16 protein-coding genes and 5 pseudogenes are annotated in these 24,209 nt (G+C 37.4%); 17 read left to right on the top strand and 4 right to left on the bottom strand.

What is annotated here, in order from left to right; all coding sequences use genetic code 11:
* The first annotated feature begins 92 nt into the window (after positions 1–92).
* From asnC to asd, 17 genes and pseudogenes are all read left to right on the top strand, one after another.
* A complete protein-coding gene (gene asnC, locus ARADI_RS08600; RefSeq protein WP_119711797.1) occupies positions 93–554 on the top strand; it encodes a transcriptional regulator AsnC in 462 nt (153 codons plus the stop codon).
* An 86-nt stretch (positions 555–640) separates the two neighbouring features.
* Positions 641–1,073 (top strand): annotated as a pseudogene (locus ARADI_RS08595) (flavodoxin domain-containing protein).
* 350 nt (positions 1,074–1,423) lie between these two features.
* Positions 1,424–3,314, top strand: a pseudogene (gene mnmG / locus ARADI_RS08590) (tRNA uridine-5-carboxymethylaminomethyl(34) synthesis enzyme MnmG).
* A gap of 1 nt (position 3,315) precedes the next feature.
* Positions 3,316–3,942, top strand: coding sequence for a 16S rRNA (guanine(527)-N(7))-methyltransferase RsmG (rsmG, locus tag ARADI_RS08585; protein WP_119711796.1), 627 nt, complete (start codon positions 3,316–3,318; stop codon positions 3,940–3,942).
* Between the two features lie 564 nt (positions 3,943–4,506).
* A complete protein-coding gene (locus tag ARADI_RS08580; RefSeq protein ID WP_439647094.1) occupies positions 4,507–4,839 on the top strand; it encodes an ATP synthase subunit I in 333 nt (110 codons plus the stop codon).
* Positions 4,840–4,879: 40 nt separating this feature from the next.
* The gene (gene atpB, locus ARADI_RS08575) at positions 4,880–5,704 is read left to right on the top strand and encodes a F0F1 ATP synthase subunit A (protein WP_119711795.1); all 825 of its coding nucleotides are present in this window, start codon (positions 4,880–4,882) and stop codon (positions 5,702–5,704) included.
* 51 nt (positions 5,705–5,755) lie between these two features.
* Positions 5,756–5,995: a F0F1 ATP synthase subunit C gene (gene atpE / locus ARADI_RS08570; RefSeq protein WP_021535218.1), complete on the top strand. Its 240-nt coding sequence runs from the start codon at positions 5,756–5,758 to the stop codon at positions 5,993–5,995.
* Positions 5,996–6,054: 59 nt separating this feature from the next.
* Entirely contained in the window at positions 6,055–6,525 is a 471-nt protein-coding gene (gene atpF, locus ARADI_RS08565; protein WP_119711794.1) for a F0F1 ATP synthase subunit B, read from the top strand.
* A gap of 14 nt (positions 6,526–6,539) precedes the next feature.
* Positions 6,540–7,073 (top strand): F0F1 ATP synthase subunit delta, encoded by a 534-nt coding sequence (atpH, locus tag ARADI_RS08560; RefSeq protein ID WP_119711793.1) that lies wholly within the window; start codon positions 6,540–6,542, stop codon positions 7,071–7,073.
* 14 nt (positions 7,074–7,087) lie between these two features.
* Positions 7,088–8,629: a F0F1 ATP synthase subunit alpha gene (gene atpA, locus ARADI_RS08555; protein ID WP_119711792.1), complete on the top strand. Its 1,542-nt coding sequence runs from the start codon at positions 7,088–7,090 to the stop codon at positions 8,627–8,629.
* Positions 8,630–8,677: 48 nt separating this feature from the next.
* A complete protein-coding gene (gene atpG / locus ARADI_RS08550) occupies positions 8,678–9,541 on the top strand; it encodes a F0F1 ATP synthase subunit gamma (protein WP_119711791.1) in 864 nt (287 codons plus the stop codon).
* Between the two features lie 34 nt (positions 9,542–9,575).
* A pseudogene (atpD, locus tag ARADI_RS08545) lies at positions 9,576–10,958 on the top strand (F0F1 ATP synthase subunit beta).
* A 21-nt stretch (positions 10,959–10,979) separates the two neighbouring features.
* The gene (locus ARADI_RS08540; protein WP_119711790.1) at positions 10,980–11,396 is read left to right on the top strand and encodes a F0F1 ATP synthase subunit epsilon; all 417 of its coding nucleotides are present in this window, start codon (positions 10,980–10,982) and stop codon (positions 11,394–11,396) included.
* A gap of 201 nt (positions 11,397–11,597) precedes the next feature.
* Positions 11,598–12,983, top strand: a complete 1,386-nt coding sequence (gene glmU, locus ARADI_RS08535) for a bifunctional UDP-N-acetylglucosamine diphosphorylase/glucosamine-1-phosphate N-acetyltransferase GlmU (protein ID WP_119711789.1) — start codon at positions 11,598–11,600, stop codon at positions 12,981–12,983.
* Between the two features lie 132 nt (positions 12,984–13,115).
* The gene (glmS, locus tag ARADI_RS08530; RefSeq protein WP_119711788.1) at positions 13,116–14,948 is read left to right on the top strand and encodes a glutamine--fructose-6-phosphate transaminase (isomerizing); all 1,833 of its coding nucleotides are present in this window, start codon (positions 13,116–13,118) and stop codon (positions 14,946–14,948) included.
* 313 nt (positions 14,949–15,261) lie between these two features.
* The gene (locus tag ARADI_RS08525; protein WP_119711787.1) at positions 15,262–16,554 is read left to right on the top strand and encodes a glycoside hydrolase family 10-like protein; all 1,293 of its coding nucleotides are present in this window, start codon (positions 15,262–15,264) and stop codon (positions 16,552–16,554) included.
* Positions 16,555–16,743: 189 nt separating this feature from the next.
* A pseudogene (gene asd, locus ARADI_RS08520) lies at positions 16,744–17,868 on the top strand (aspartate-semialdehyde dehydrogenase).
* 70 nt (positions 17,869–17,938) lie between these two features.
* On the opposite strand, the gene gyrB reads toward asd, so the two are convergent.
* From gyrB to dnaA, 4 genes and pseudogenes are all read right to left on the bottom strand, one after another.
* Positions 17,939–20,362 carry a DNA topoisomerase (ATP-hydrolyzing) subunit B gene (gene gyrB / locus ARADI_RS08515; RefSeq protein WP_119711786.1) on the bottom strand — a complete coding sequence of 808 codons (2,424 nt, stop codon included), beginning with the start codon at positions 20,360–20,362 and terminating at the stop codon, positions 17,939–17,941.
* Positions 20,363–20,387: 25 nt separating this feature from the next.
* Positions 20,388–21,468 (bottom strand): annotated as a pseudogene (recF, locus tag ARADI_RS08510) (DNA replication/repair protein RecF).
* A gap of 12 nt (positions 21,469–21,480) precedes the next feature.
* On the bottom strand, positions 21,481–22,587 hold the full coding sequence (dnaN, locus tag ARADI_RS08505) for a DNA polymerase III subunit beta (RefSeq protein WP_119711785.1): 1,107 nt from the start codon (positions 22,585–22,587) through the stop codon (positions 21,481–21,483).
* A gap of 4 nt (positions 22,588–22,591) precedes the next feature.
* Positions 22,592–23,977: a chromosomal replication initiator protein DnaA gene (dnaA, locus tag ARADI_RS08500; protein WP_119711784.1), complete on the bottom strand. Its 1,386-nt coding sequence runs from the start codon at positions 23,975–23,977 to the stop codon at positions 22,592–22,594.
* Positions 23,978–24,209: the final 232 nt, after the last annotated feature.

Raw genomic sequence — 24,209 nt, 5'->3', positions numbered from 1 at the left:
TTCAATATACTTAATAAAAAAAGTCATTGTGATTTATAATATTCAAAATAAAGCCTTTAAAAATAAATAATCGTTAAAAATGGTATTTTAAAATGATTGAAAATTATCAAATCGATAATCTAGATCGTGACATACTTAATGAACTACTGAGAAATGCACGGATCCCCTACGCTGAAATAGCTAAAAAATTTGCCGTAAGTCCTGGTACGATACATGTCCGAGTCGAAAAAATGAAACAAGCAGGAATTATTGTAGGAACACGTGTAGATATTAATGTGAAGCAACTCGGTTTTGATGTCTGTTGCTTTATTGGCATTATTTTAAAAAGCGCAAAAGACTACCATACTGTGCTGAAGAAACTTGATGAATTAGACGAGGTGGTCGAAGTTTACTACACAACTGGACAATATAGTATATTTATCAAGGTAATGTGTAGATCCATTGATGCATTACAAGACGTACTTATTAATAAGATACAGACAATTGATGAGATCCAATCTACTGAAACCTTGATCTCTTTACAAAATCTAATAATGCGTACTGTCAATCCATAAAAAATAGAATAACCATATTATCCACAGATAGATCCCAACTCATTCACAGCATACGATAGGCATTGTTTTAAATAATAGGGTTCATAATGACAAAAGTAACATTGATTACAAGTAGCACTATGGGCAGCGCTGAAATATTGGAAAAATATCGCTTTGATACTGAAGTCACATACGGTCCATCGTTTAAAGAGCTACCAACAAAAGGTATTTGGTTAATTGTATGCTCTACTGATGGAGCAGGTGAATTGCCTGAAAATATACAACCTCTAGCAAAAGAGATCAGCGAAGAAAAACCTTATCTTAGCCAGATTAATTATGGTGCGATTAGGATAGGTAGTAAAAAAATATGATACTTTTTATGGTGCAATCTATAAATTAGATCAACTGCTAAAGGATCATAATGCAAAACGCGTTGAAGAAACATTGGAGATTAATATTTTAGAAAATAAAGTGCCAGAAGATCTTGTAGAAATTTGGATCGAAAAATGGAAAGATAAAATTATCGATTTGGATAAATAAAAGCCAAATAAATGTGGGTAAATTTGCGAAAAAGAAGGGAATAACCCGTAGTTATCCATAGAATAAGCTTAAATGCTAAACTTGGTTGTTGATAACTAGCTACGTTAATCCCAGCTTATACGGAGTAGGATCACTTATCATTCATAGCTAAAGATCATAAACAAGATAATGATCTTCTTATGGTATTTACACTTATCCACAGAAGATCGCTATCTTAATAAAAGATCTAATAATAAAATCTTTAAATAAAAAGATCTTATTTATATTAGGCAGAGATCATATAACTTGCCTCTTAGCAAAAATCAGGTAAAATCCACTTCCAAAGTCATATTAAATGCTAAGGTTTATACATGTTTTACCCAGAACAATTTGATGTCATTATTGTTGGTGGAGGCCATGCTGGTACTGAAGCAGCTATGGCTGCTGCTCGTATGGGACGTCAAACTTTACTTCTAACCCATAATATTGATACGTTGGGCCAAATGTCATGCAATCCAGCTATAGGTGGAATAGGTAAAGGACATCTGGTTAAAGAAATTGACGCCTTAGGTGGCATTATGGCTGTTGCAACAGATAATGCAGGGATCCAATTTAGAACGCTTAATGCAAGTAAAGGCCCAGCAGTACAAGCAACCAGAGCTCAAACTGATAGAGTACTTTATAAACAAGCGATTAGAACTGCTCTAGAAAATCAAAATAATTTAATGATCTTTCAACAAGCTGTTGAAGACCTAATCATAAAAAACGATCAGGTTATTGGTGTGATAACCAAAATGGGATTAAAATTTCACGGAAAGTCTGTTGTACTGACTGTAGGTACCTTTCTTAACGGTAAAATCCACATAGGATTAGAAAATTATAGCGGTGGTAGGACTGGTGATCATTCTGCTATTAGCTTATCACATAGATTAAGACAATTATCTTTACGAGTAGATCGACTTAAAACAGGCACACCTCCTAGAATTGACGCAAGAACTATAGATTTTTCCCAATTAGCACCACAATTTGGTGATGATCCCACTCTTGTTTTCTCTTTTGTCGGATCAGCTGAACAACATCCTCAACAATTAACTTGCTACATCACTTATACGAATGAAAAAACACACCAAGTGATCCGCGATAACTTGGATCGTAGTCCTATGTACGCAGGAATTATTGAAAGAATAGGTCCACGCTACTGTCCTTCCATTGAAGATAAAGTTATGCGATTTGCAGATCGTCCAGCACATCAAATTTTTCTTGAACCAGAAGGACTAACCAGTAATGAAATTTATCCTAATGGAATTTCTACTAGTTTACCTTTTGATGTACAAATGCAAATTATACTTTCGATGAAAGGTCTAGAAAATGCACGTATTATTCGACCCGGATATGCAATTGAATACGATTTCTTTGATCCCAGAGATTTAAAACCAACTTTAGAAAGCAAATTTATCAAAGGGCTATTTTTTGCAGGTCAGATTAATGGAACAACTGGTTATGAAGAAGCAGCAGCTCAAGGTCTGCTAGCTGGACTTAACGCAGCTCGTTATGCTTTTGAACAAGAGGAATGGTTCCCTCGTCGTGATCAAGCCTACATTGGTGTTTTAGTTGATGATCTTTGTACCTTAGGCACTAAAGAACCCTATCGAATGTTTACTTCACGAGCAGAATATCGCCTTATTCTACGTGAAGACAATGCTGATCTTCGTTTAACCGAAAAAGGGTACGAACTTGGTTTAATCGATAAAAGCCGTTGGCAAAAATTTTGCCATAAAGTTGATATTAATTGAACAAGAACGTCAATGGTTACGTAGCCTTTGGTTACATCCTAATTCGGATAAAATTAATGATCTTAATGAAATATTAACTGTTCCGCTTTCAAAAGAAACGAACGGCGAAGATTTACTTCGCCGCCCAGAAATGAGTTATAAATTACTTACTTCGTTAAACTATTTTTCACCTGCAATTGATGATCCTCAAGTCACGAGTCAAGTTGAAATTCAAGTAAAGTATGAGGGTTATATTACTCGTCAACAAGAAGAAATTGAGAGACAACTCCGTAATGAATATACTGCATTACCGACCAATTTAGATTACAAGCAAATAACTGGTCTTTCTAATGAAGTTATTGCAAAACTCAATGATTATAAACCTAGTTCTATTGGCCAAGCATCGCGAATATCAGGTATTACACCAGCCGCAATATCCATATTATTAGTCTGGTTAAAAAAACAAGGTTTATTACGTGGGAGTGCTTAAAATGAATTTAATAATCTATTTTAAAACTTTATTAGACAAAACAGATATTATTTTGACCGATGAACAAATACAACAGCTAATTGTTTATATTGAATTATTAAATAAATGGAATAAAACATATAATTTAACATCAGTTAAATCAACAGAACAAATGATCGTTCGTCATATTTTAGATAGTATTATTATTAACAAATATCTTACAGGTAAACGATTTATTGATGTAGGTACAGGTCCAGGATTACCTGGTATACCCCTTGCTATTGTTCGCCGCAATGATCATTTCACACTATTAGATAGTTTGGGAAAACGGGTTAGGTTTTTGCGACAAATACAACATGAATTGATGCTTAAAAACATAGAGCTTATTCAAAAACGAGTTGAACAGTACCAGCCAATAGAAAAATTTGATGGCATAATAAGCCGAGCATTTGCTTCATTACAGGATATGCTTTTATGGTGTCAACATCTTCCGAAGCAAAATGGAGGACAGTTTTACGCACTTAAAGGTATACTTTCTGCAAATGAAATATCAACTTTTTCTTCTAATTTTAAGATAAATAAAATTATTTCGTTAGATGTACCAGGCCTTGATGAACAGCGACATTTAGTGATTTTGGGGTTCAACTAATATTGTTTTTGGTCAAAAAAATGATATTTTTTAGTCGTAAAAAATAAATTTTTAAATATTATTATTATTATTATTATTATATTAAAATTTTAAATAGAAAATACATTAACTTTATCATTACATTTAATTAACAAAAAAGGATAATAAATTTATTACCATATTATATTATTAATTAGTTATATAAGATTATCTACAAGTATTTCTCCTCTTTATTTCTAATAAAGAAACAATTAATATTTTAACTTTTATTTCTTATCTTTGATTTTTTAACTTTTTTACTTATTTTTTTAAGTAAATTAATAACCATATTAAAATGTGACAAAGATCATATTTTAAAATTTAATATAATTAAATAATAGTAATTATATTGACATTATTTTATTTATTTTCGTGTTGGATCGAAAATTTTAAATATTTGTTCACGTTTTCGCTACTTATTTGATTGAATTTATTTTTAGGGGTCGTATAATTTGCAAGTTTTTGTCTCTTGACACTCTCGAGCAAAGGCAGTTTTATACGCACTCAGCAATTTAAGGTTTAAAATACTGGGAAAATATAAAAGTCATGTCTGTTTCCCACTACAACGGTAAAATTGCTTTAAAACCGTTGTTATTTCAGTTAATGGCGCTTGTGATCCTTAGTATAGCTTTCTACATGAACAGTGTAGAATGGGGCTTATCTACTTTTGTGAGTGGATCCCCATGTTGGTTACCTAATGCTTTATTTATGCTGTTAATACGTTATCAAAAGGCAGTTAAAAAAGATGTTCCTATTCACATTGCATGGTTTTTTACCATTAGTGAGGGAGTAAAAGTTATTAAAGCAGCATTTGTACCGCTAGGTTTTGACCTATTTAGCTATGTTGATTATTCACATCATTACACCAGCTGTAATTAGATAATGAGCATTTTTAAACAACAAAAAGGTAAAAGACATCATGTCTACATCAGGAGAAGTGATGACTGCGGGAAGTTACATAGGACACCATCTAAATAATCTTCAGTTGGACCTGCGTACCTTCAAATTAGTTGATCCTTATAATAACAATGATCCAACGTTTTGGACGTTAAATATTGACTCGCTTTTTTTCTCAGTTGTTCTTGGAATTATTTTTTTGTGGCTCTTGAGAAAAATTGCTGTTAATGCAACCAGCGGGGTACCTGGTAAGTTACAAACTGCAATAGAAATCGTCATCGGTTTTGTCGATAATACCGTTCGTGGTATGTATCATAGTAAGAGCAAAGTCATTGCACCTTTAGCTTTGACGGTTTTTGTTTGGGTGTTATTAATGAATACCATGGATTTGTTACCAATCGATTTACTTCCCTATATTGGAGAACATTACCTGGGATTGCCAGCATTGCGTGTCGTTCCAACCGCAGATGTAAACATTACTATGTCAATGGCGATTGGTGTATTTATCTTGATCATTTTTTACAGTATCAAAATGAAAGGATTAAGTGGGTTTACGAAAGAATTAACTTTACAACCATTCAATCATCCTATTTTTATTCCCATTAATTTGATTCTAGAAGGTGTTAGCCTGCTGTCTAAACCAGTATCTCTAGGTTTACGGTTATTCGGTAATATGTATGCAGGTGAATTGATCTTTATTCTTATTGCGGCTTTGTTGCCTTGGTGGTCACAGTGGATACTTAACCTACTCTGGGCGATTTTCCATATACTGATTATTACGTTGCAAACCTTTATTTTTATGGTTCTAACTATCGTTTATTTATCGATGGCGTCAGAAGAACATTAATTTCAACTTATTAATAAATTTTTATTTAACTGAAACAAACTGGAGACTGTCATGGAAAACCTAAATATCGATCTGCTGTACATGGCTGCCGCTGTAATGATGGGATTAGCAGCAATTGGCGCTGCAATTGGTATTGGCATCCTAGGTGGAAAATTCTTAGAAGGCGCAGCTCGTCAGCCAGATTTAATTCCTCTATTACGTACGCAGTTCTTTATTGTTATGGGCTTAGTTGATGCCATTCCGATGATTGCTGTTGGTCTGGGGCTATATGTGATGTTCGCAGTTGCTTGATAACACAAGCCAAATGAGAAAGAACATTAATATGTTAATTTTTAAAGAGGTATTGTGCGATGAATCTTAATGCGACAATCCTCGGCCAGGCTATTGCATTTGTCCTGTTTGTTTTGTTTTGTATGAAGTATGTATGGCCTCCAATTATGGCGGCGATTGAAAAACGTCAAAAAGAAATCGCTGACGGTTTATCTTCTGCAGAACGAGCTAAAAAAAACTTGGACTTAGCGAAAGCTGATGCAACCGAACGACTGAGAAAAGCAAAAGCAGAAGCACAAATCATTATTAAACAAGCTAATAAACAACGAGTTCAAATGATTGAAGAAGCAAAAATAGAGGCTGACGCTGAACGTAACAAGATAATTGCTCAGGCGCAATTTGAAATTGATGCTGAGCGTAAGCGTGCATGTGAAGAGTTGCGTAAACAAGTTGCTATGTTAGCAATTTCGGGTGCAGAAAAAATAATTGAACGTTCCGTTGATGTAGCTGCTAATAGCGACATCGTTGATAAATTGGTCAACGAACTGTAAAGGAGGAAAGGGGCATGTCTGAAATTACTACGGTTGCTCGCCCCTATGCCAAAGCAGCTTTTGATTTTGCTGTAGAAAACCAACTTGTTGATAAATGGCAAAATATGCTCAGTTTTATTGCTGAAGCAACCCGTAATCAACAAATAGGTGAGCTACTTTCTGGTTCAATAGCACCACAAACATTAGCGAAAACATTTATCACTATTTGCGGTGATGAAATCGATGAACATGTTCGAAATCTAATTCATATTATGGCTGAAAATGGGCGTCTAAGTACATTACCAGAGGTTTTGAAGCAATTCATACAATTACGCGCTTTTCTGGAGTCAACCGTTGATATTGAGGTCATTTCTGCCACTGAGCTAAATGAAAAACAGCAATTTAAAATTTCTGCAGCGATGGAAAAACGTCTGTCACGTAAAGTTAAGCTGAATTGCAAAATTGATAAGTCTGTTATCGCAGGAGTCATTATCCGCGCCGGAGATCTGGTTATTGATGGTAGCGTGTATGGTCGTATTGAGCGTTTAACTGACGTCTTGCAGTCTTAAGGGGATTGGAGCATATGCAACTGAATTCCACCGAAATCAGTGAACTGATCAAGCAACGTATTGCTCAGTTTGATATAATGAGTGAAGCTCACAATGAAGGTACAATTGTTTCTGTTAATGATGGGATCATTCGTATTCACGGTTTAGCTGAAGTTATGCAAAGCGAGATGATCGCACTACCTGGTAATCGCTATGCTATTGCGCTCAATTTAGAGCGTGACTCAGTTGGTACCGTTGTCATGGGACCATATACCGACTTAGCCGAAGGTATGAAAGTAAAGTGTACAGGTCGTATTCTTGGAGTACCAGTAGGTAGAGGATTACTTGGGCGAATTGTTAACACCTTGGGTGAGCCTATTGATGGTAAAGGGCCTGTTGAACATGATGGTTTCTCTGCCGTTGAAGTTATCGCTCCTGGCGTAATTGATCGTCAATCAGTTGATCAGTCTGTACAAACAGGATACAAATCCGTTGATGCTATGATCCCTATTGGGCGTGGTCAACGTGAGTTAATCATCGGTGATCGCCAAACCGGTAAAACGGCATTAGCTGTTGATGCTATTATTAATCAACGTGATTCGGAAATAAAATGTATTTATGTAGCAATTGGGCAAAAAGCCTCAACTATTGCTAATGTGGTTCGCAAGCTTGAAGAGCACGAAGCACTCCAGAATACGATAATTGTTGTTGCTACTGCATCTGAATCTGCGGCATTACAATACCTTGCGCCTTATGCTGGCTGTGCAATGGGTGAATATTTTAGAGATCGTGGCGAAGATGCGCTAATTATTTATGATGATCTCTCTAAACAAGCGGTTGCTTATCGACAAATTTCACTATTGTTACGGCGTCCGCCTGGACGTGAAGCCTATCCTGGTGATGTTTTTTATCTTCATTCTCGTTTACTTGAGCGTGCTGCCCGTGTTAATGCTGAATATGTTGAAAAATTTACTAATGGAAAAATCAAAGGTAAACCAGGTTCATTAACAGCATTACCGATTGTTGAAACGCAAGCTGGTGATGTCTCTGCATTCGTACCTACTAATGTTATTTCAATCACGGATGGACAAATTTTCTTGGAATCTAATTTATTTAATTCGGGTATTCGCCCGGCAGTTAACCCAGGAATATCAGTATCACGTGTAGGTGGTGCGGCTCAGACTAAGATTATCAAGAAATTATCTGGTGGCATTCGTACCACGTTGGCGCAGTATCGCGAGTTAGCTGCTTTTTCACAATTTGCTTCTGATTTAGATGATGCGACACGTAAGCAGCTTAATCATGGACAGAAAGTTACCGAATTGTTGAAACAAAAACAGTATGCACCAATGTCAGTTGCGCAGCAGGCGTTATCTTTATTTGCTGCTGAACGTGGTTATCTGGAAGATGTTGAATTAGCAAAAATTGGTGATTTTGAGACGTCATTGCTGACTTATGCTACTCGTGAGCATTCTATCTTACTGAAAGAAATTGATCAGACAGGTAAATATAACGATGAAATCGAAGCTAAGTTAAATGCCTTGCTCGATTCTTTTAAAGCAACTCAATCCTGGTAATTCTATTCGACCTTTATTGAGACCGTTTGGTTAATAAGAGGAGCTGAAATGGCGGACGCAAAAGAGATACGTTCTAAGATCGGTAGTGTTCAAAATACACAAAAGATCACTAAAGCCATGGAGATGGTTGCTGCATCCAAAATGCGCAAAACACAAGAGCGTATGGCAGCTAGTCGTCCTTATGCAGAAACTATGCGTAGTGTAATTAGTCACTTAGCATTAGGTAATTTGGAATATAAACATCTATATCTTAAAGAGCGTGATGTTAAACGTATTGGTTATTTAATTATTTCAACTGACCGTGGTTTATGTGGTAGCTTAAATATTAATTTATTTAAAAAATTACTAACAGAAATGAAAATGTGGACTAATAAAAGTGTCCAGATTGATCTGGCATTAATTGGTTCTAAAGCAGTTTCATTCTTTAATTCGGTTGGTGGTAATATTGTTGCTCAGGTAACCGGGATGGGAGATGATCCTTCTCTGTCTGATCTTATTGGAACTGTGAAAATTATGTTAGAAGCATATGATGAAGGGTGTCTAGATAAGTTGTATGTGGTAACTAACAAATTTGTTAATACCATGACTCAAGTACCAACGATTACTCAATTATTGCCTCTACCTGCGGGTGATGATGAAACATTGAAAAAGAAATCTTGGGATTATTTGTATGAACCTGATCCCAAGATACTAATGGATACCCTGTTGCGTCGTTATATCGAATCACAGGTTTATCAGAGCGTCGTTGAAAACTTAGCTAGTGAACAGGCTGCTCGAATGGTAGCAATGAAAGCGGCTACTGATAATGGTGGTAACCTGATCAAGGAGTTGCAGTTGGTTTACAATAAGGCTCGTCAAACCAGCATTACTCAGGAACTTACCGAAATAGTTTCGGGAGCTGCCGCAGTTTAATGGCTAAGTTTACGAATTACATAGAGGATTCAAGATGGCTACTGGAAAGATTATCCAGGTAATCGGCGCCGTAGTAGATGTCGAATTTCCTCAAGATGCGGTACCCAAAGTGTACGACGCGCTTGAGGTAATGAATGGTAAAGAAAAACTAATTTTGGAAGTTCAGCAGCAATTGGGTGACGGAGTTGTTCGCTGCATCGCGATGGGGACTTCTGATGGTTTAAAACGTGGTTTAGACGCTGTTGATTTAGCTCACCCCATTGAAGTGCCAGTCGGTAAAGCGACATTAGGGCGTATCATGAATGTATTAGGTGATCCTATCGATATGAAAGGTGAGATCGGTGAAGAAGAACGTTGGGCTATTCATCGTGCCGCCCCTAGTTATGAAGATTTATCTAATTCAACGTAATTGCTTGAAACTGGTATCAAAGTTATGGATCTTATTTGCCCATTTGCTAAAGGTGGGAAAGTAGGATTATTTGGTGGTGCTGGTGTTGGTAAAACAGTAAACATGATGGAGCTTATTCGTAATATTGCGATTGAGCATTCCGGTTATTCGGTCTTTGCAGGCGTCGGCGAGCGGACTCGTGAAGGTAATGATTTCTATCACGAAATGACAGATTCGAATGTATTGGATAAAGTTTCTCTGGTTTATGGTCAAATGAATGAACCGCCAGGAAACCGTCTACGTGTTGCATTAACAGGATTGACAATTGCAGAGAAATTTCGTGATGAAGGGCGAGATGTGTTGTTATTTATCGATAACATCTATCGCTATACATTAGCAGGAACAGAAGTTTCGGCCCTGCTTGGTCGTATGCCTTCGGCAGTAGGTTATCAACCGACCTTAGCGGAAGAAATGGGTGTATTGCAGGAGCGTATTACATCAACTAAAGCTGGTTCAATAACGTCAGTTCAGGCGGTATATGTTCCTGCCGATGATTTGACGGATCCCTCTCCAGCAACTACTTTTGCTCATTTGGATGCAACGGTCGTTCTTAGTCGTCAAATTGCGTCATTAGGTATTTATCCTGCTGTTGATCCATTGGATTCAACAAGTCGTCAGCTCGATCCATTAGTTGTAAGGCAAGAGCACTACGACGTAGCATGTGGTGTTCAATCTATTTTGCAGCGTTATCAAGAATTGAAAGATATCATTGCTATTCTGGGAATGGATGAGCTGTCTGAAGAAGATAAATTGGTTGTTGCACGAGCTCGTAAAATCCAGCGCTTCCTATCTCAACCATTTTTTGTGGCTGAAGTTTTTACTGGTTCACCGGGAAAATTTGTTTCTTTAAAAGATACTATCCGTGGCTTTAAAGGTATTTTGAATGGTGATTATGATCATCTGCCTGAGCAAGCGTTTTATATGGTAGGTACTATCGAAGAAGCGGTAGAAAAAGCGAAAAATTTATAATGTCGCTGATGGGAGGTTGATATGGCTTCAATGACATACCATCTGGTTGTGGTAAGTGCCGAAAAACAGATATTTGACGGCCTTGTCCAAAAAATCCAGGTGACAGGCAGCGAAGGTGAGCTAGGGATTTATGCTCAACATACACCGCTGCTAACTGCTATTAAGCCTGGTATGATACGTATTACCAAACAGTCTGGTGAAGAAGAATTGATCTATCTTTCTGGTGGTATTATTGAAGTTCAACCAAATGGTGTTATCGTATTGGTTGATACAGCAATACGTGGCAAAGATTTGGATGAAGCTAAGGCATTAGAATCTAAGCATAAAGCGGAAGAGCATATTCGTAAAGCACATGGTGATGTCGATTATGCTCAAGCGTCGGCCGAGTTAGCGAAGGCAATTGCTAAATTACGTGTTATCGAGCTGATGAAAAAATAATATAATACTAAGAATTTATTTAAACTTTACAGCTATTTTTATAAAAATCAGATAAATACATACAGGGAGTGAGACAATTTATTTATGTTTCGCTCCTTTTCTTTTATATAGATAGTAAACTTTTTTATTTGAACGAAATATGTAGTAATTTGTTCAATAAATAGTTTTACTTTTACCTAACTGATGGAGTTATTAGGTTTTATGTCTATGAACGCAAAAAGTGTTGTGATCCTCGCGGCGGGTAAAGGTACCCGTATGTGTTCTGACTTACCAAAAGTTTTACATCCACTGGCAGGCAAACCAATGGTACAGCATGTTATCGACACATCATTATCACTTGGGGCATCTAATATTCATTTAGTTTATGGTCATGGTGCTGATTTAATTAAATTAGCTTTAGCTAATCAACCTATTAATTGGATCTTACAGTCAGAGCAATTAGGAACAGGACATGCAATGCAGCAAGCAGCACCTTTTTTTGCTGATGATGAAGATATCCTGATGCTTTATGGTGATTCACCACTGATCACAAAAGAAACACTTGAACGATTAATAGAAGCTAAGCCTGACGGAGGAATAGGGTTATTAACAGCAATAGTTAATGAGCCGACAGGTTACGGGCGCATTATTCGTCAAAAAGGTGAAGTAATTGGCATTGTTGAGCAAAAAGATACAACGGAAAATCAAGCTAAAATTAACGAAATTAATACCGGTATACTAGTTGCTAATGGTGCTGATTTAAAGCGATGGCTGAAAAAGCTTAATAATAACAATGCTCAAAATGAATATTATGTTTCCGATATAATTTCATTGGCGCATAAAGAAGGTTGTAAAATAAGGGCAGTTCATCCTACCAAATTGAGTGAAATGGAAGGGGTAAATAACTGTTTACAGCTTTCGGCGCTTGAACGTATTTATCAACAAGAACAGGCAGAAAAATTATTACTGGCAGGTGTTATGATTATTGACCCTGCTCGTTTTGATTTGCGTGGTACATTAAAGCACGGGCGTAATGTAATTATTGATACTAATATTATTATTGAAGGGGATGTTGTACTGGGTAATAATGTACATATTCATGCTGGATGTATATTAAAAAATTGTAAGATAGATGATAATTCAATTATTAGTGCTTATTCAGTTATAGAAGGTTCAGAATTATCTACCGCCTGTACGATTGGCCCTTTTGCTCGTTTACGTCCAGGAACTAGACTGGCAGATAAAGTGCATATTGGTAATTTTGTTGAGGTTAAGAACACCGCTTTAGGGGCGGGTTTTAAAGCAGGGCATTTAAGTTATCTAGGTGACGCCGAAATTGGCGAAGATGTTAATATTGGCGCAGGAACAATAACTTGTAATTATGACGGAGCTAATAAATTTAAAACAATCATTGGCGATAATGTTTTTATTGGTTCAGATACGCAAATAATTGCACCGGTTACCATTGCTAACGGGGCAACTATTGGTGCTGGAACGACGCTTACTAATGATGTTAAGGAAAATGAACTTGTTATTAGTCGCGTTAAACAGCGGCATATTGTCAATTGGCAGCGTCCAATAAAGAAAAAATATTCGCAAAATAAATAGTGATGATTAATCAACTATTTTATAAATAATAAACCCAATATCTACAGGCTTTGGGAACGGTAAAACCGAATATATTAATTAGGTTACGACAGTATAAGAGCTGTATGCTCTTCTATTTTGGAATGAAAACCGATGTGTGGAATTGTTGGTGCAGTAGCACAACGCGATATAGCTGAAATTCTTATTGAAGGGCTTCGTCGACTGGAGTACCGAGGTTATGACTCTGCTGGTTTAGCCGTGGTTGATGATAAAACGAATCTGACACGATTACGTGAAACGGGTAAAGTTCAGATCCTGGCAGATGAAGCGGAAAAACATGCTGTAATTGGTGGAACGGGTATTGCGCATACTCGTTGGGCGACGCATGGGCACCCAAGCAAAAAAAATGCTCATCCGCATACATCTGAATATATTGCGGTCATTCACAATGGGATTATTGAAAATTATCAACAACTGCGTAAACAGCTTAAAAAGCAAAAATATGTTTTTACTTCAGAAACTGACACCGAAGTTATAGCGCATTTAACACATTGGGAATTACAAAAAGGTGGTACCTTGCTAGAAGTGGTACAGCGTGTTATCCCCCAATTAAAAGGCGCTTACGGTACCGTTATTATGGATAGCCGTATTCCTGGATTGCTGGTGGCCGCGCGTTCGGGTAGCCCATTAATCATAGGTTTAGGTGTTGGTGAAAATTTTCTAGCATCCGATCAATTAGCGCTTTTGCCGGTTACACGTCGCTTTATCTATTTAGAAGAAGGAGATATTGCTGAAGTGACTCGTCGGACAGTACGTATTTTTGATCAACAAAGCTCAGAAGTTGAACGAGAACAAATAGAATCCAATATTCAGTATGATACTGGTGAAAAAGGAATTTATCGCCACTATATGCAAAAAGAGATCTATGAGCAGCCTTTAGCAATAAAAAATACCCTGGAAGGGCGCTTTGATCAGCATGATAGTGTTATTTTTAGCGAATTAGATAAAAAAGCCCAAAATCTATTATCTCAGGTTGAACATATTCAAATTGTTGCTTGTGGGACTTCATATAATGCAGGAATGGTTGCACGTTACTGGCTTGAATCTTTAGCAGGTATACCCTGTGATGTAGAAATTGCTTCTGAATTCCGTTATCGCAAACCAGCAAGGCGTAAAAATAGCTTATTGATCACCCTTTCTCAATCGGGTGAAACAGCGGATACCTTAGCGGCATTAAGATTATCGAAACAGCTTGGTTATCTGGCATCGTTGGCGATATGTAATGTTTTAGGCTCATCTTTAGTCCGTGAATCAGATTTTGCATTAATGACAAAAGCTGGCGCAGAAATTGGCGTAGCATCCACCAAAGCGTTTACTACCCAATTGACGGTTTTATTATTATTAGTTGCTTATCTGATCCGCTTACAGGATAAAAACATTACTTTTGAGAGAGACATTGTTCAGGCATTACATGCCTTACCTGCTCGTATTGACAGTATGTTATCGCAAGAAAAAATGATTGAAGATTTAGCAGAGGATTTTTCTGATAAAAATCATGCTCTTTTTCTTGGCCGTGGTGATCAATTTCCGATAGCGGTTGAAGGTGCATTAAAACTAAAAGAAATTTCTTATATTCATGCCGAAGCTTATGCAGCGGGTGAGTTGAAGCATGGCCCATTAGCACTGATTGATGCCGATATGCCAGTAATTATTATTGCGCCAAATAATGAATTACTCGAAAAGCTGAAATCCAATATTGAAGAAGTCCGTGCTCGTGGCGGCTTACTTTATGTTTTTGCTGATAAAGGCGCGGGTTTTATTGACAGTGAAAATATGAAAATTATTCCATTACCGCATGTTGAAGAGCTAATTGCCCCAATTTTTTATACCGTTTCACTGCAATTATTATCTTATCATGTTGCGCTAATAAAAGGCACGGATGTTGATAAACCAAGAAATTTAGCTAAATCTGTGACCGTTGAGTGAGTTCGGTATAAAGAGTGATATTTAGGTTATTATCAATAGATTATTGTATATAATAGACTAAGATAGCTTTATTCTTTTTACATTTTATTACATATTTCTATGCTGAAAAATACGTTAGAACGGAGCGTATTTTTTTTAATAATATTCAAGAATAGCAAGCTAAAAATTCATTATTCATTAAGTTATTTCGGTTGTTAATTGCCTGAAAAATAAATATTTTAATATTTAATAAATTGATTGATATAATGCCATCAATTAAAAAAATACTCACAGCTTATCAAGCCCTAACTGTAAACAAAATAAGGAATGAAGGATGCTATTACAATTAAAGGGGATAAAGCGGTTTATTACTTCGTTATTTTGCTTGTTTTTAGTTGTTGGTTGTAATAATAAAAAAATAACTGATGAGCAAAAGGCCACGATTAAACAAGATATACCAGTACGTGGTATATGGTTAACGACCGTATCTCGGCTTGATTGTCCTTCTCTTTATTCAATTAACCTTGATTCAGAAAAGCTCAGAATTGAAGTACAGAAAAAAGAGTTAACGGATAAACTGGATAATTTGGTGAAGCTAGGCATTAACACCATTTTTTTTCAGGTAAAGCCAGATGGTACTGCGCTTTATCATTCTCATATTCTCCCTTGGTCTGACGTGCTTACCGGTGTATTCGGTAAAGACCCAGGTTATGATCCGTTGGCGTTTATTATTGCTGAGGCGCACAAAAGAAATTTAAAAATACATGCTTGGCTAAATCCCTACCGGGTTTCAATGGATACACAACCACAAACTATTGCTTCACTGCAAAAGACACTTAATTCTCCGCCTGCTAGCGTTTATGTTTTACATAAAGATTGGATACGAACTGCCTACGACCGTTTTGTGCTTGATCCAGGCTTACCAGAAGTTCGTAATTGGATCAGCAGTATTGTTGCTGAATTAGTTAAAAACTATGATATTGATGGCATACAGTTTGATGATTATTTCTATTATGAAACTCCTTCTTTCAAACTCAATGATGAGGCAACGTTTCAACGATACGGTCAGGGATTTTTAGATAAAGCCAGTTGGAGAAGAAATAATACCTTATTGTTGATTCGAGAGGTTTCTTCAACAATCCGTTCGTTAAAACCCAATATTGAATTTGGCATCAGTACAGGCGGTGTATGGCGAAATATTTTCGATGATCAACGAGGCTCGAATACTAAAGCTGGCGGGCCTACTTATGACAGAGCCTATGCTGATACCCGATTATGGGTAAAAGAAGGTTTATTAGATTATATAGCCCCGCAAATTTACTGGCCTTTTACCCGCGAAATTGTCAAATATGATGTGATCGCAAAATGGTGGGCTGATGTGGTGAGATCGACTAACACTAAATTGTATATTGGAGTAGCATTATATAAAGTTGGAGTGCCATCTCAAACAGAGCCTGATTGGTCTCTTGACGGCGGTGTCCCGGAGCTAAAAAGACAACTCGATCTTAATGATGAATTACCTGAAATAAAAGGTGTGATCCTATTTCGAGAGGGATTTCTTCAGTCTCCGCAAACGGCAGAGGCAGTAAAATATCTTAAATCCCGTTGGAATAGATCAGCGCAGTAAAGTTATTGACCGTTATTTTAAGCAAAACACCCTTAATACTGGGTGTTTTGTTTTATCAGTTATAAATAGATTTTTATTTATTAAATAATCAGTGTTAAAAAATGGCATAAATGATTTCAATTTGCGATTATTGTATATAAATGGCGACGACTTTACTTAGCAACAACATTCAGATTGGATATAACAAAAATGAAAAATGTCGGATTTATTGGTTGGCGAGGTATGGTTGGTTCTGTACTGCTGCAACGAATGGTGGAAAAAGGTGATTTTAATAATATCAATCCTGTTTTTTTTTACTACCTCTCAACATGGTGAATTGGCACCAAAATATGGTCAACATCAATCAACACTATTAAATGCTTTTGATCTTGATGGATTAAAGGAATTAGATGTAATAATTAGCTGTCAGGGTGGAAACTATACCGATCAAATTTACCCTAAGCTGCGTGCGACTGGTTGGTTAGGTTACTGGATAGATGCCGCCTCTTCGTTACGGATGAAAGAGGACAGTATTATTATTCTTGATCCCCTTAATCGTCAGTATATTGATCAGGGTTTAAATAAAGGGATAAAAACCTTTGTTGGTGGCAATTGCACACGGTCAGTTTGATACTAATGGCTTTAGCTGGCTTATTTGCTGAGAACTTGATTGAGTGGGTTTCGGTCGCAATCTATCAAGCGGCTTCTGGCGCAGGTGTGCGTAATATGCGTGAATTATTAGTGCAAATGGGGGAGGGTTACATACACAGGTTGCTAATGAACTGCAAAATCCCGCGGTGGCGATTTTATCGATTGAGAAAAAGGTCACTGACCTCACCCGTAGTGGAAATATGAGCACACAAGCCTTTGGTGCGCCATTGGCCGGTAGTTTGATCCCCTGGATAGATAAACACAATTGCCCAATGGTCAAAGTCGTGAGGAATGGAAAGGGCAGGCTGAAACTAATAAAATTTTAAATACCTCTTTTTAAGTACCTCTAGTCATGTTATTCTTGTCAATGGTTTATGTGTTCGTATCGGTGCATTACGCTGCCATAGCCAGGCATTTACCCTAAAATTGCAAAAAAATGTTGCGATTGAAGATGTTGAGCAAATTTTGTCCGCACATAATGATTGGGTTCGCGTTATTCCTAATGAGCGTGAATTAACTATTCAAGAATGAACGCCTGCGGCAGTAACAGGCACCTTAAATGTTCCGGTTGGACGCTTGCGTAAATTAAATATGGGGCCAGAATATTTATCCGCTTTTACGATTGGCGATCAGCTATTATGGGGAGCGGCAGAGCCTTTACGCCGTATGTTAAAAATATTATAAAAATATTAGATAGTTTTTATAATAAAAAGCCCCCAATTTAGATATGGGGCTTTTGTTTTGCCATTTAAAATTAAATGTCTATATTTTCTGCTTTTAATGCGTTTTCTTCAATAAAAGCTCTACGTGGTTCAACCGCATCACCCATTAGTGTGGTAAACAGTTGGTCAGTTGCGATGGCATCTTTAACGGTAACACGCATCATACGGCGGGTATCTGGGTTCATCGTTGTTTCCCATAATTGCTCTGGGTTCATTTCGCCTAATCCTTTATAGCGTTGTACCATCAAGCCACGGCGTGATTCTTTTGATAACCAGTTCAATGCGTCTTCAAAGGAAGAAATAGTCTGGTGACGCTCCCCTCTTTCCACATACGCACCATCCTCAATCAGATGTCCTATTATTAGCTGACCAATTTTAGTTATGTGTGTATATTCGATACCATGAATGAAATCGAAATCTAGATTGTAATCGGTATCAACGCCATGGGTTCTTATACGTAAAACTGGTTCAAATAATTGGCGTTCACTATTTTCATTAATATGATAGCTATAAGTACTACCATGTTCTTCATTATCGGTTAGGCGCTTAACTAGCATGTTGATCCAATTTTCTACCTTAGATTTATTTTTCAAGTCATCTTCTGCCAAGGTAGGCTGATAAATAAGATTATTTAATAAAGCTGGTGGATAGAGACGCTCTAAACGTTTGATAATTTTTTGAGCAGCATTATATTCAATGATTAACTTCTCCAATTGCTCACCTTTTAATGCCGGGGTATGAGGGTTGGTATAGAGCGAGGTATTGTCTAATGCGATTGAAATCAAATATTCGTTCATAGCTTCATCATCTTTAATATATTGTTCTTGCTTACCTTTTTTTACTTTATATAAAGGCGGCTGAGCAATATAGACATGGCCTCGCTCGATAATTTCTGGCATCTGACGATAGAAGAAAGTTAATAACAATGTCCGTATATGGGAGCCGTCGACATCGGCATCGGTCATGATAATAATGCTATGATAACGTAATTTATCAGGATCATATTCATCACGGCCAATACCACAACCTAAAGCGGTTATTAAGGTGGCGACTTCCTGTGAGGAGAGCATTTTGTCGAAACGCGCTTTTTCAACATTAAGAATTTTACCTTTTAACGGTAAAATTGCCTGATTTTTTCGGTTACGCCCCTGTTTGGCAGAGCCGCCTGCGGAATCACCCTCCACTAAATAAAGTTCTGATAAAGCCGGATCACGCTCCTGGCAGTCTGCTAATTTACCGGGTAATCCTAATCCTGCTAAATCAAGGGCACCTTTACGACGAGTCATTTCGCGTGCTTTACGGGCAGCCTCGCGGGCACGGGCGGCGTCAATGATTTTACTAACAATGATTTTGGCGTCATTAGGATTTTCTAATAGATATTCGACCAGTTTCTCATTCATTAACGTTTCAACAACGGTTTTTACTTCGGAAGAAACTAGCTTATCTTTTGTTTGTGACGAAAATTTTGGATCGGGAACTTTAACAGAAACGACAGCAATTAAACCTTCACGGGCATCATCACCAGTAGCGCTAACTTTAGATTTTTTCTGATAACTTTCTTTATCCATGTAACTGTTGAGCGTACGTGTCATGGCGGTACGGAAACCAACCAGATGGGTTCCTCCATCACGTTGAGGAATATTATTGGTGAAACAATAAACATTTTCTTGGAAACCGTCATTCCATTGCATGGATATTTCTACATTAATACCGTCTTTTTCCGCTGAAAAATAGAAAACACTTGGGTGAATTGGGGTTTTATTCCGACTTAAGTATTTTACAAAAGCTTTGATTCCACCTTCATAATGAAAATAATCTTCTTTATTATCACGTTCATCAATTAAACGAATGGATATACCTGAATTAAGAAAAGAGAGCTCCCGTAACCGTTTTGCCAGAATATCGTATTCAAATTCGGTAACGGTTTTAAATGTGTCTAAACTGGGCCAGAAACGGATATAGGTTCCCCGCTCATGAGTTTCTCCGACAATCGTTAAGGGTGCTTGTGGAACACCTAATTGGTAAGTCTGTTCATGGACTTTTCCCTCGCGACGGATAGCTAACTCTAATTTTTCTGATAAGGCATTAACAACAGAAACACCGACCCCATGCAAGCCACCAGAAACTTTATAAGAATTATCGTCAAATTTGCCGCCAGCATGGAGAACGGTCATGATGACTTCTACGGCAGATACACCTTCTTCTTCATGAAGATCGGTTGGAATACCACGTCCATTATCGAGAACAGAGATGGAGTTATCGGTATGTATGGTTACAATAATATCACTACAATACCCTGCCAAGGCTTCGTCGATAGCGTTGTCGACAACCTCGAAGACCATGTGATGAAGGCCTGTACCATCGTCGGTATCAACAATATACATGCCTGGGCGCTTACGCACCGCGTCTAGCCCTTTTAATACCTTGATACTTGAGGAGTCATATGTATTCGACATCAACATTTCTCGCTAATTTCTGATCCTATGGTTGAACTTCTATTTTGCCATGTTTTACGCAAAACATCCTGCTATTTCCATCTAACATATCTTTAACGTGCGCGATGGTAATCGCGCTAACAAAGAACTGAGCTTGCGTCGCTTTAAGCCGTTCGGCTAATAATTGACGGCGATCCTTATCTAACTCAGAAGCAAAATCGTCTAACAGATATAAGGATCGTTGCCCACTCTGTCGGGTTAAATATTCACCTTGTGCTAATTTTAATGCGCACATTAATAATTTTAACTGCCCGCGCGATAGGATATCTTCAACGGCAATCCCTTCTACGCGGATCCGTAAGTCGGTTTTTTGTGGCCCTAATGCGGTATAGGTAAGCATTAGATCACGTTCAAATTGCCTTACTAGTATATCTGAATAATCGGTTTCTTTATCCCATCCTCGCTGAAATCAGATGCTAAGTGAAAATTCAGGTAAGAACTGTTTACAGGTGTTTTCAATATCTTTCGTAATTCCTGCAATATAGCTGGCTTGCCGTTCACTTATTTTATGAGCCAGAGGGATCAGTTCATAATCCCAATGACGCAGCTCATTATAACTTGTTACTTGGCGTAATGCTGCATTACGTTGCTTTAATAGCCGTTTTAAATCAGACCAGGCAGCAAAAAACTGAGGTTCATTGTGGAAACATCCCCAATCAAGAAAAGCTCGACGATATTTAGGGCCACCATTTAATAAGGTAAAACCTTCAGGAGTTATTAGTTGCATTGGTAATAATTTAGCTAATTCAGCAATTTTATGCCCATCATTGCCATCAATGCGAACTTTACTTTCACCGTTACGATCTTTACTTAATCCCAAAGTCAGTTCACGTGATTCTGGATCTATAGGAACAAGACGACCATGTAAAACAAAATTATGTTGTTGATGACGAATGACACGTGCTGCTTGAATGCTACGAAAAGCTCTACCATGTCCTAATGTATAGATCGCTTTAAGAATACTTGTTTTTCCGCTGCCATTTGGTCCAATTAAAACCGGTTGCTAATAGTAGATCTGTATTTTCTATATTACGAAAGTCGCGGATAAGTAAACGCGAAAGCATCATAGAATTTAGATATTACAGACGCATTGGCATAACAACATAAGCTGCCGCACTACTAGCTACATCTTTGATTTGTACGCTTGAATTTGAATCAGTCAATAACAAATTAACCTGTTCACATTTTAGTGTATTTAAAACATCGAGGATATAACTGACGTTAAAACCAATTTCTATCATCGAGCTTTGATAATTAACATCAATAATTTCTTCTGATTCTTCCTGTTCTGGATTGTTTGCGGTAATTTTAAGTTGATTTTCGCTAATATAGAGGCGTACACCACGAAATTTTTCATTTGATAAAATCGCAGCTCGTGAAAATGCTTGTTTAAGTTTATTACAATCCGCGGTCAATGTTTTATCTGGATTTTTTGGTAGAACACGTCGGTAATCAGGAAAACGGCCATCAACTAGTTTTGAGGTGAAAATAAAATCACCAACATGAGCTCGGATATTATTACTACCAATCTGTAACTTAAGTGACTCGTCGCTACTATCCAGTAATCGCATAAATTCTACTACCCCTTTGCGAGGAACAATCACTGAATGAATTGGTAAATTCTCATCAATATTAATATTGAGTGAACAGACCGCTAAACGATGGCCATCGGTAGCGACGGTGCGTAATTCTTTACCTTCAGTTTCAAATAGCATGCCATTAAGATAATAGCGTACATCTTGGTGTGCCATTGAAAACTGGGTAGCTTCAATTAGACGTTTTAACGTCGTTTGAGGAAGTTCAAATTCGACTTCAATTTGCCAATCGTCTAGGTTTGGAAAATCAGTGGCAGGCAGAGTTGAAAGAGAAAAACGGCTACGACCGGAACGCACCAGTAGACGTTTTCCTTCAATAGTAACTTTAATTTCTGAGCCATCGGGTAACCCACGCCAGATATCGAAAAATTTACGGGCAGGTACCGTGATTGAACCATTTTCACCTGGTTGTGTTAATGTCACTTTTGCGACCATTTCTACTTCTAGATCGGTACCTGTTAATGAAAGTGTTTTTTCACTAACTTGCAGTAATAAATTACCTAAAATAGGTAATGTAGGCCGTCCACCGAGTGGACCACTAACTTGTTGTAGTGGTTTGAGTAATTGTTCACGTTCAATAGTAAATTTCATAGCATTAGGATGATAATGTTCTGATTAAGTTAGAAAAATCCTCTTTAATGTCGTGACTTTCCTCCCGTAACTGCTCGATTTTTCGGCAAGCATGGAGTACCGTTGTATGATCTCGTCCACCAAAGGCATCCCCAATTTCGGGCAAACTATGGTTTGTTAGCTCTTTTGCTAATGCCATTGCCATTTGCCTCGGACGTGTCACAGAACGGGAACGGCGCTTAGATAACAAGTCGGCAACTTTAATTTTATAATATTCAGCAACGGTTTTTTGAATATTATCAATTGTGACCAGTTTTTCTTGTAATGCGAGTAGATCGCGTAATGCTTCACGAATAAAATCAATAGTAATTGCGCGACCGGTAAAGTTAGCATTGGCGATAACCCGATTCAACGCCCCTTCCAGCTCTCGAACATTTGAACGCAAGCGTTTGGCAATAAAGAAAGCGACTTCATCAGGCAGTTGCATCTGATTTTCATCCGCTTTTTTCATCAAAATAGCAACACGCGTTTCCAATTCTGGTGGTTCAATCGCAACCGTCAATCCCCAACCAAAACGAGATTTTAGTCGATCTTCAACTCCATTAATTTCTTTAGGATAGCGATCTGAGGTCAGAATGATTTGCTGGTTACCTTCGAGTAACGCATTAAAGGTATGAAAAAATTCTTCTTGAGAGCGCTCTTTATTAGCAAAAAACTGAATGTCATCAATTAATAATGCATCTACCGAGCGATAATAACGTTTAAAATCTTCAATCGCATTATTTTGTAACGCTTTTACCATATCTTGGACAAAACGCTCAGAATGCATATAAACCACTTTTGCATTCGCTTTGTGCGCCATGATGTTATTACCTACAGCATGAAGCAGGTGAGTTTTACCTAATCCTGTACCACCATAAAGAAAAAGTGGGTTATAAGCTCCTCCAGGATTGTCTGCTACTTGGCTGGCAGCTGCACGAGCAAGTTGGTTTGATTTACCTTCGACAAAGTTATTAAATGTATGCTTAGGGTTCACATTTGAACGATAGGCGATTTCAGGTTGAACTTGTGTTTTATCCCAAGTAGGGCGTATTGTTGAATTTATTGGCGTCGAAATAATTTTATTTGCTACGGTATGCGTTGAGGTACCGCTTGCGGTTATTTGCGGTTTATTACCCACTTCAAATTTCAATGTAGGCACATCAGAACCACAAAAATCACTCAATAATTCATTAATATTATTGATGTATTTATCTCTTACCCAATCTAATACAAAACGGTTAGGAGCATAGAGTGCTAATGTATTATCACTCAATTCTGCCTGGAGAGGGCGTATCCACATACTGAATTCTGCGGCAGGTAACTCATCCTGCAATCGGGCAAGACATTGCTGCCAAAGTGAAAATGACACGACGGACTCCCCTAAAACAAGACCAATGGAAAATTATTAAATTTAATAGGTAATAAAAATTGTTAATACCCCAGAAAAGATTTACCGAAAATTTGCGTTATAAAATAAATTAGCTTGTACAAGCTATGATCTCTATACACTATAATAGATCATAACGCAAAATTTGAATAAGATCCTCACTCTTTTACACAGTTTTAACACTTTTTATCCACAGGATTAAATTTAGGATCAA

The organism is Arsenophonus endosymbiont of Aleurodicus floccissimus, from assembly GCF_900343025.1.
Taxonomy (GTDB): Bacteria; Pseudomonadota; Gammaproteobacteria; order Enterobacterales; family Enterobacteriaceae; genus Arsenophonus.
This window is presented reverse-complemented; position numbering and strand designations above follow the sequence as displayed.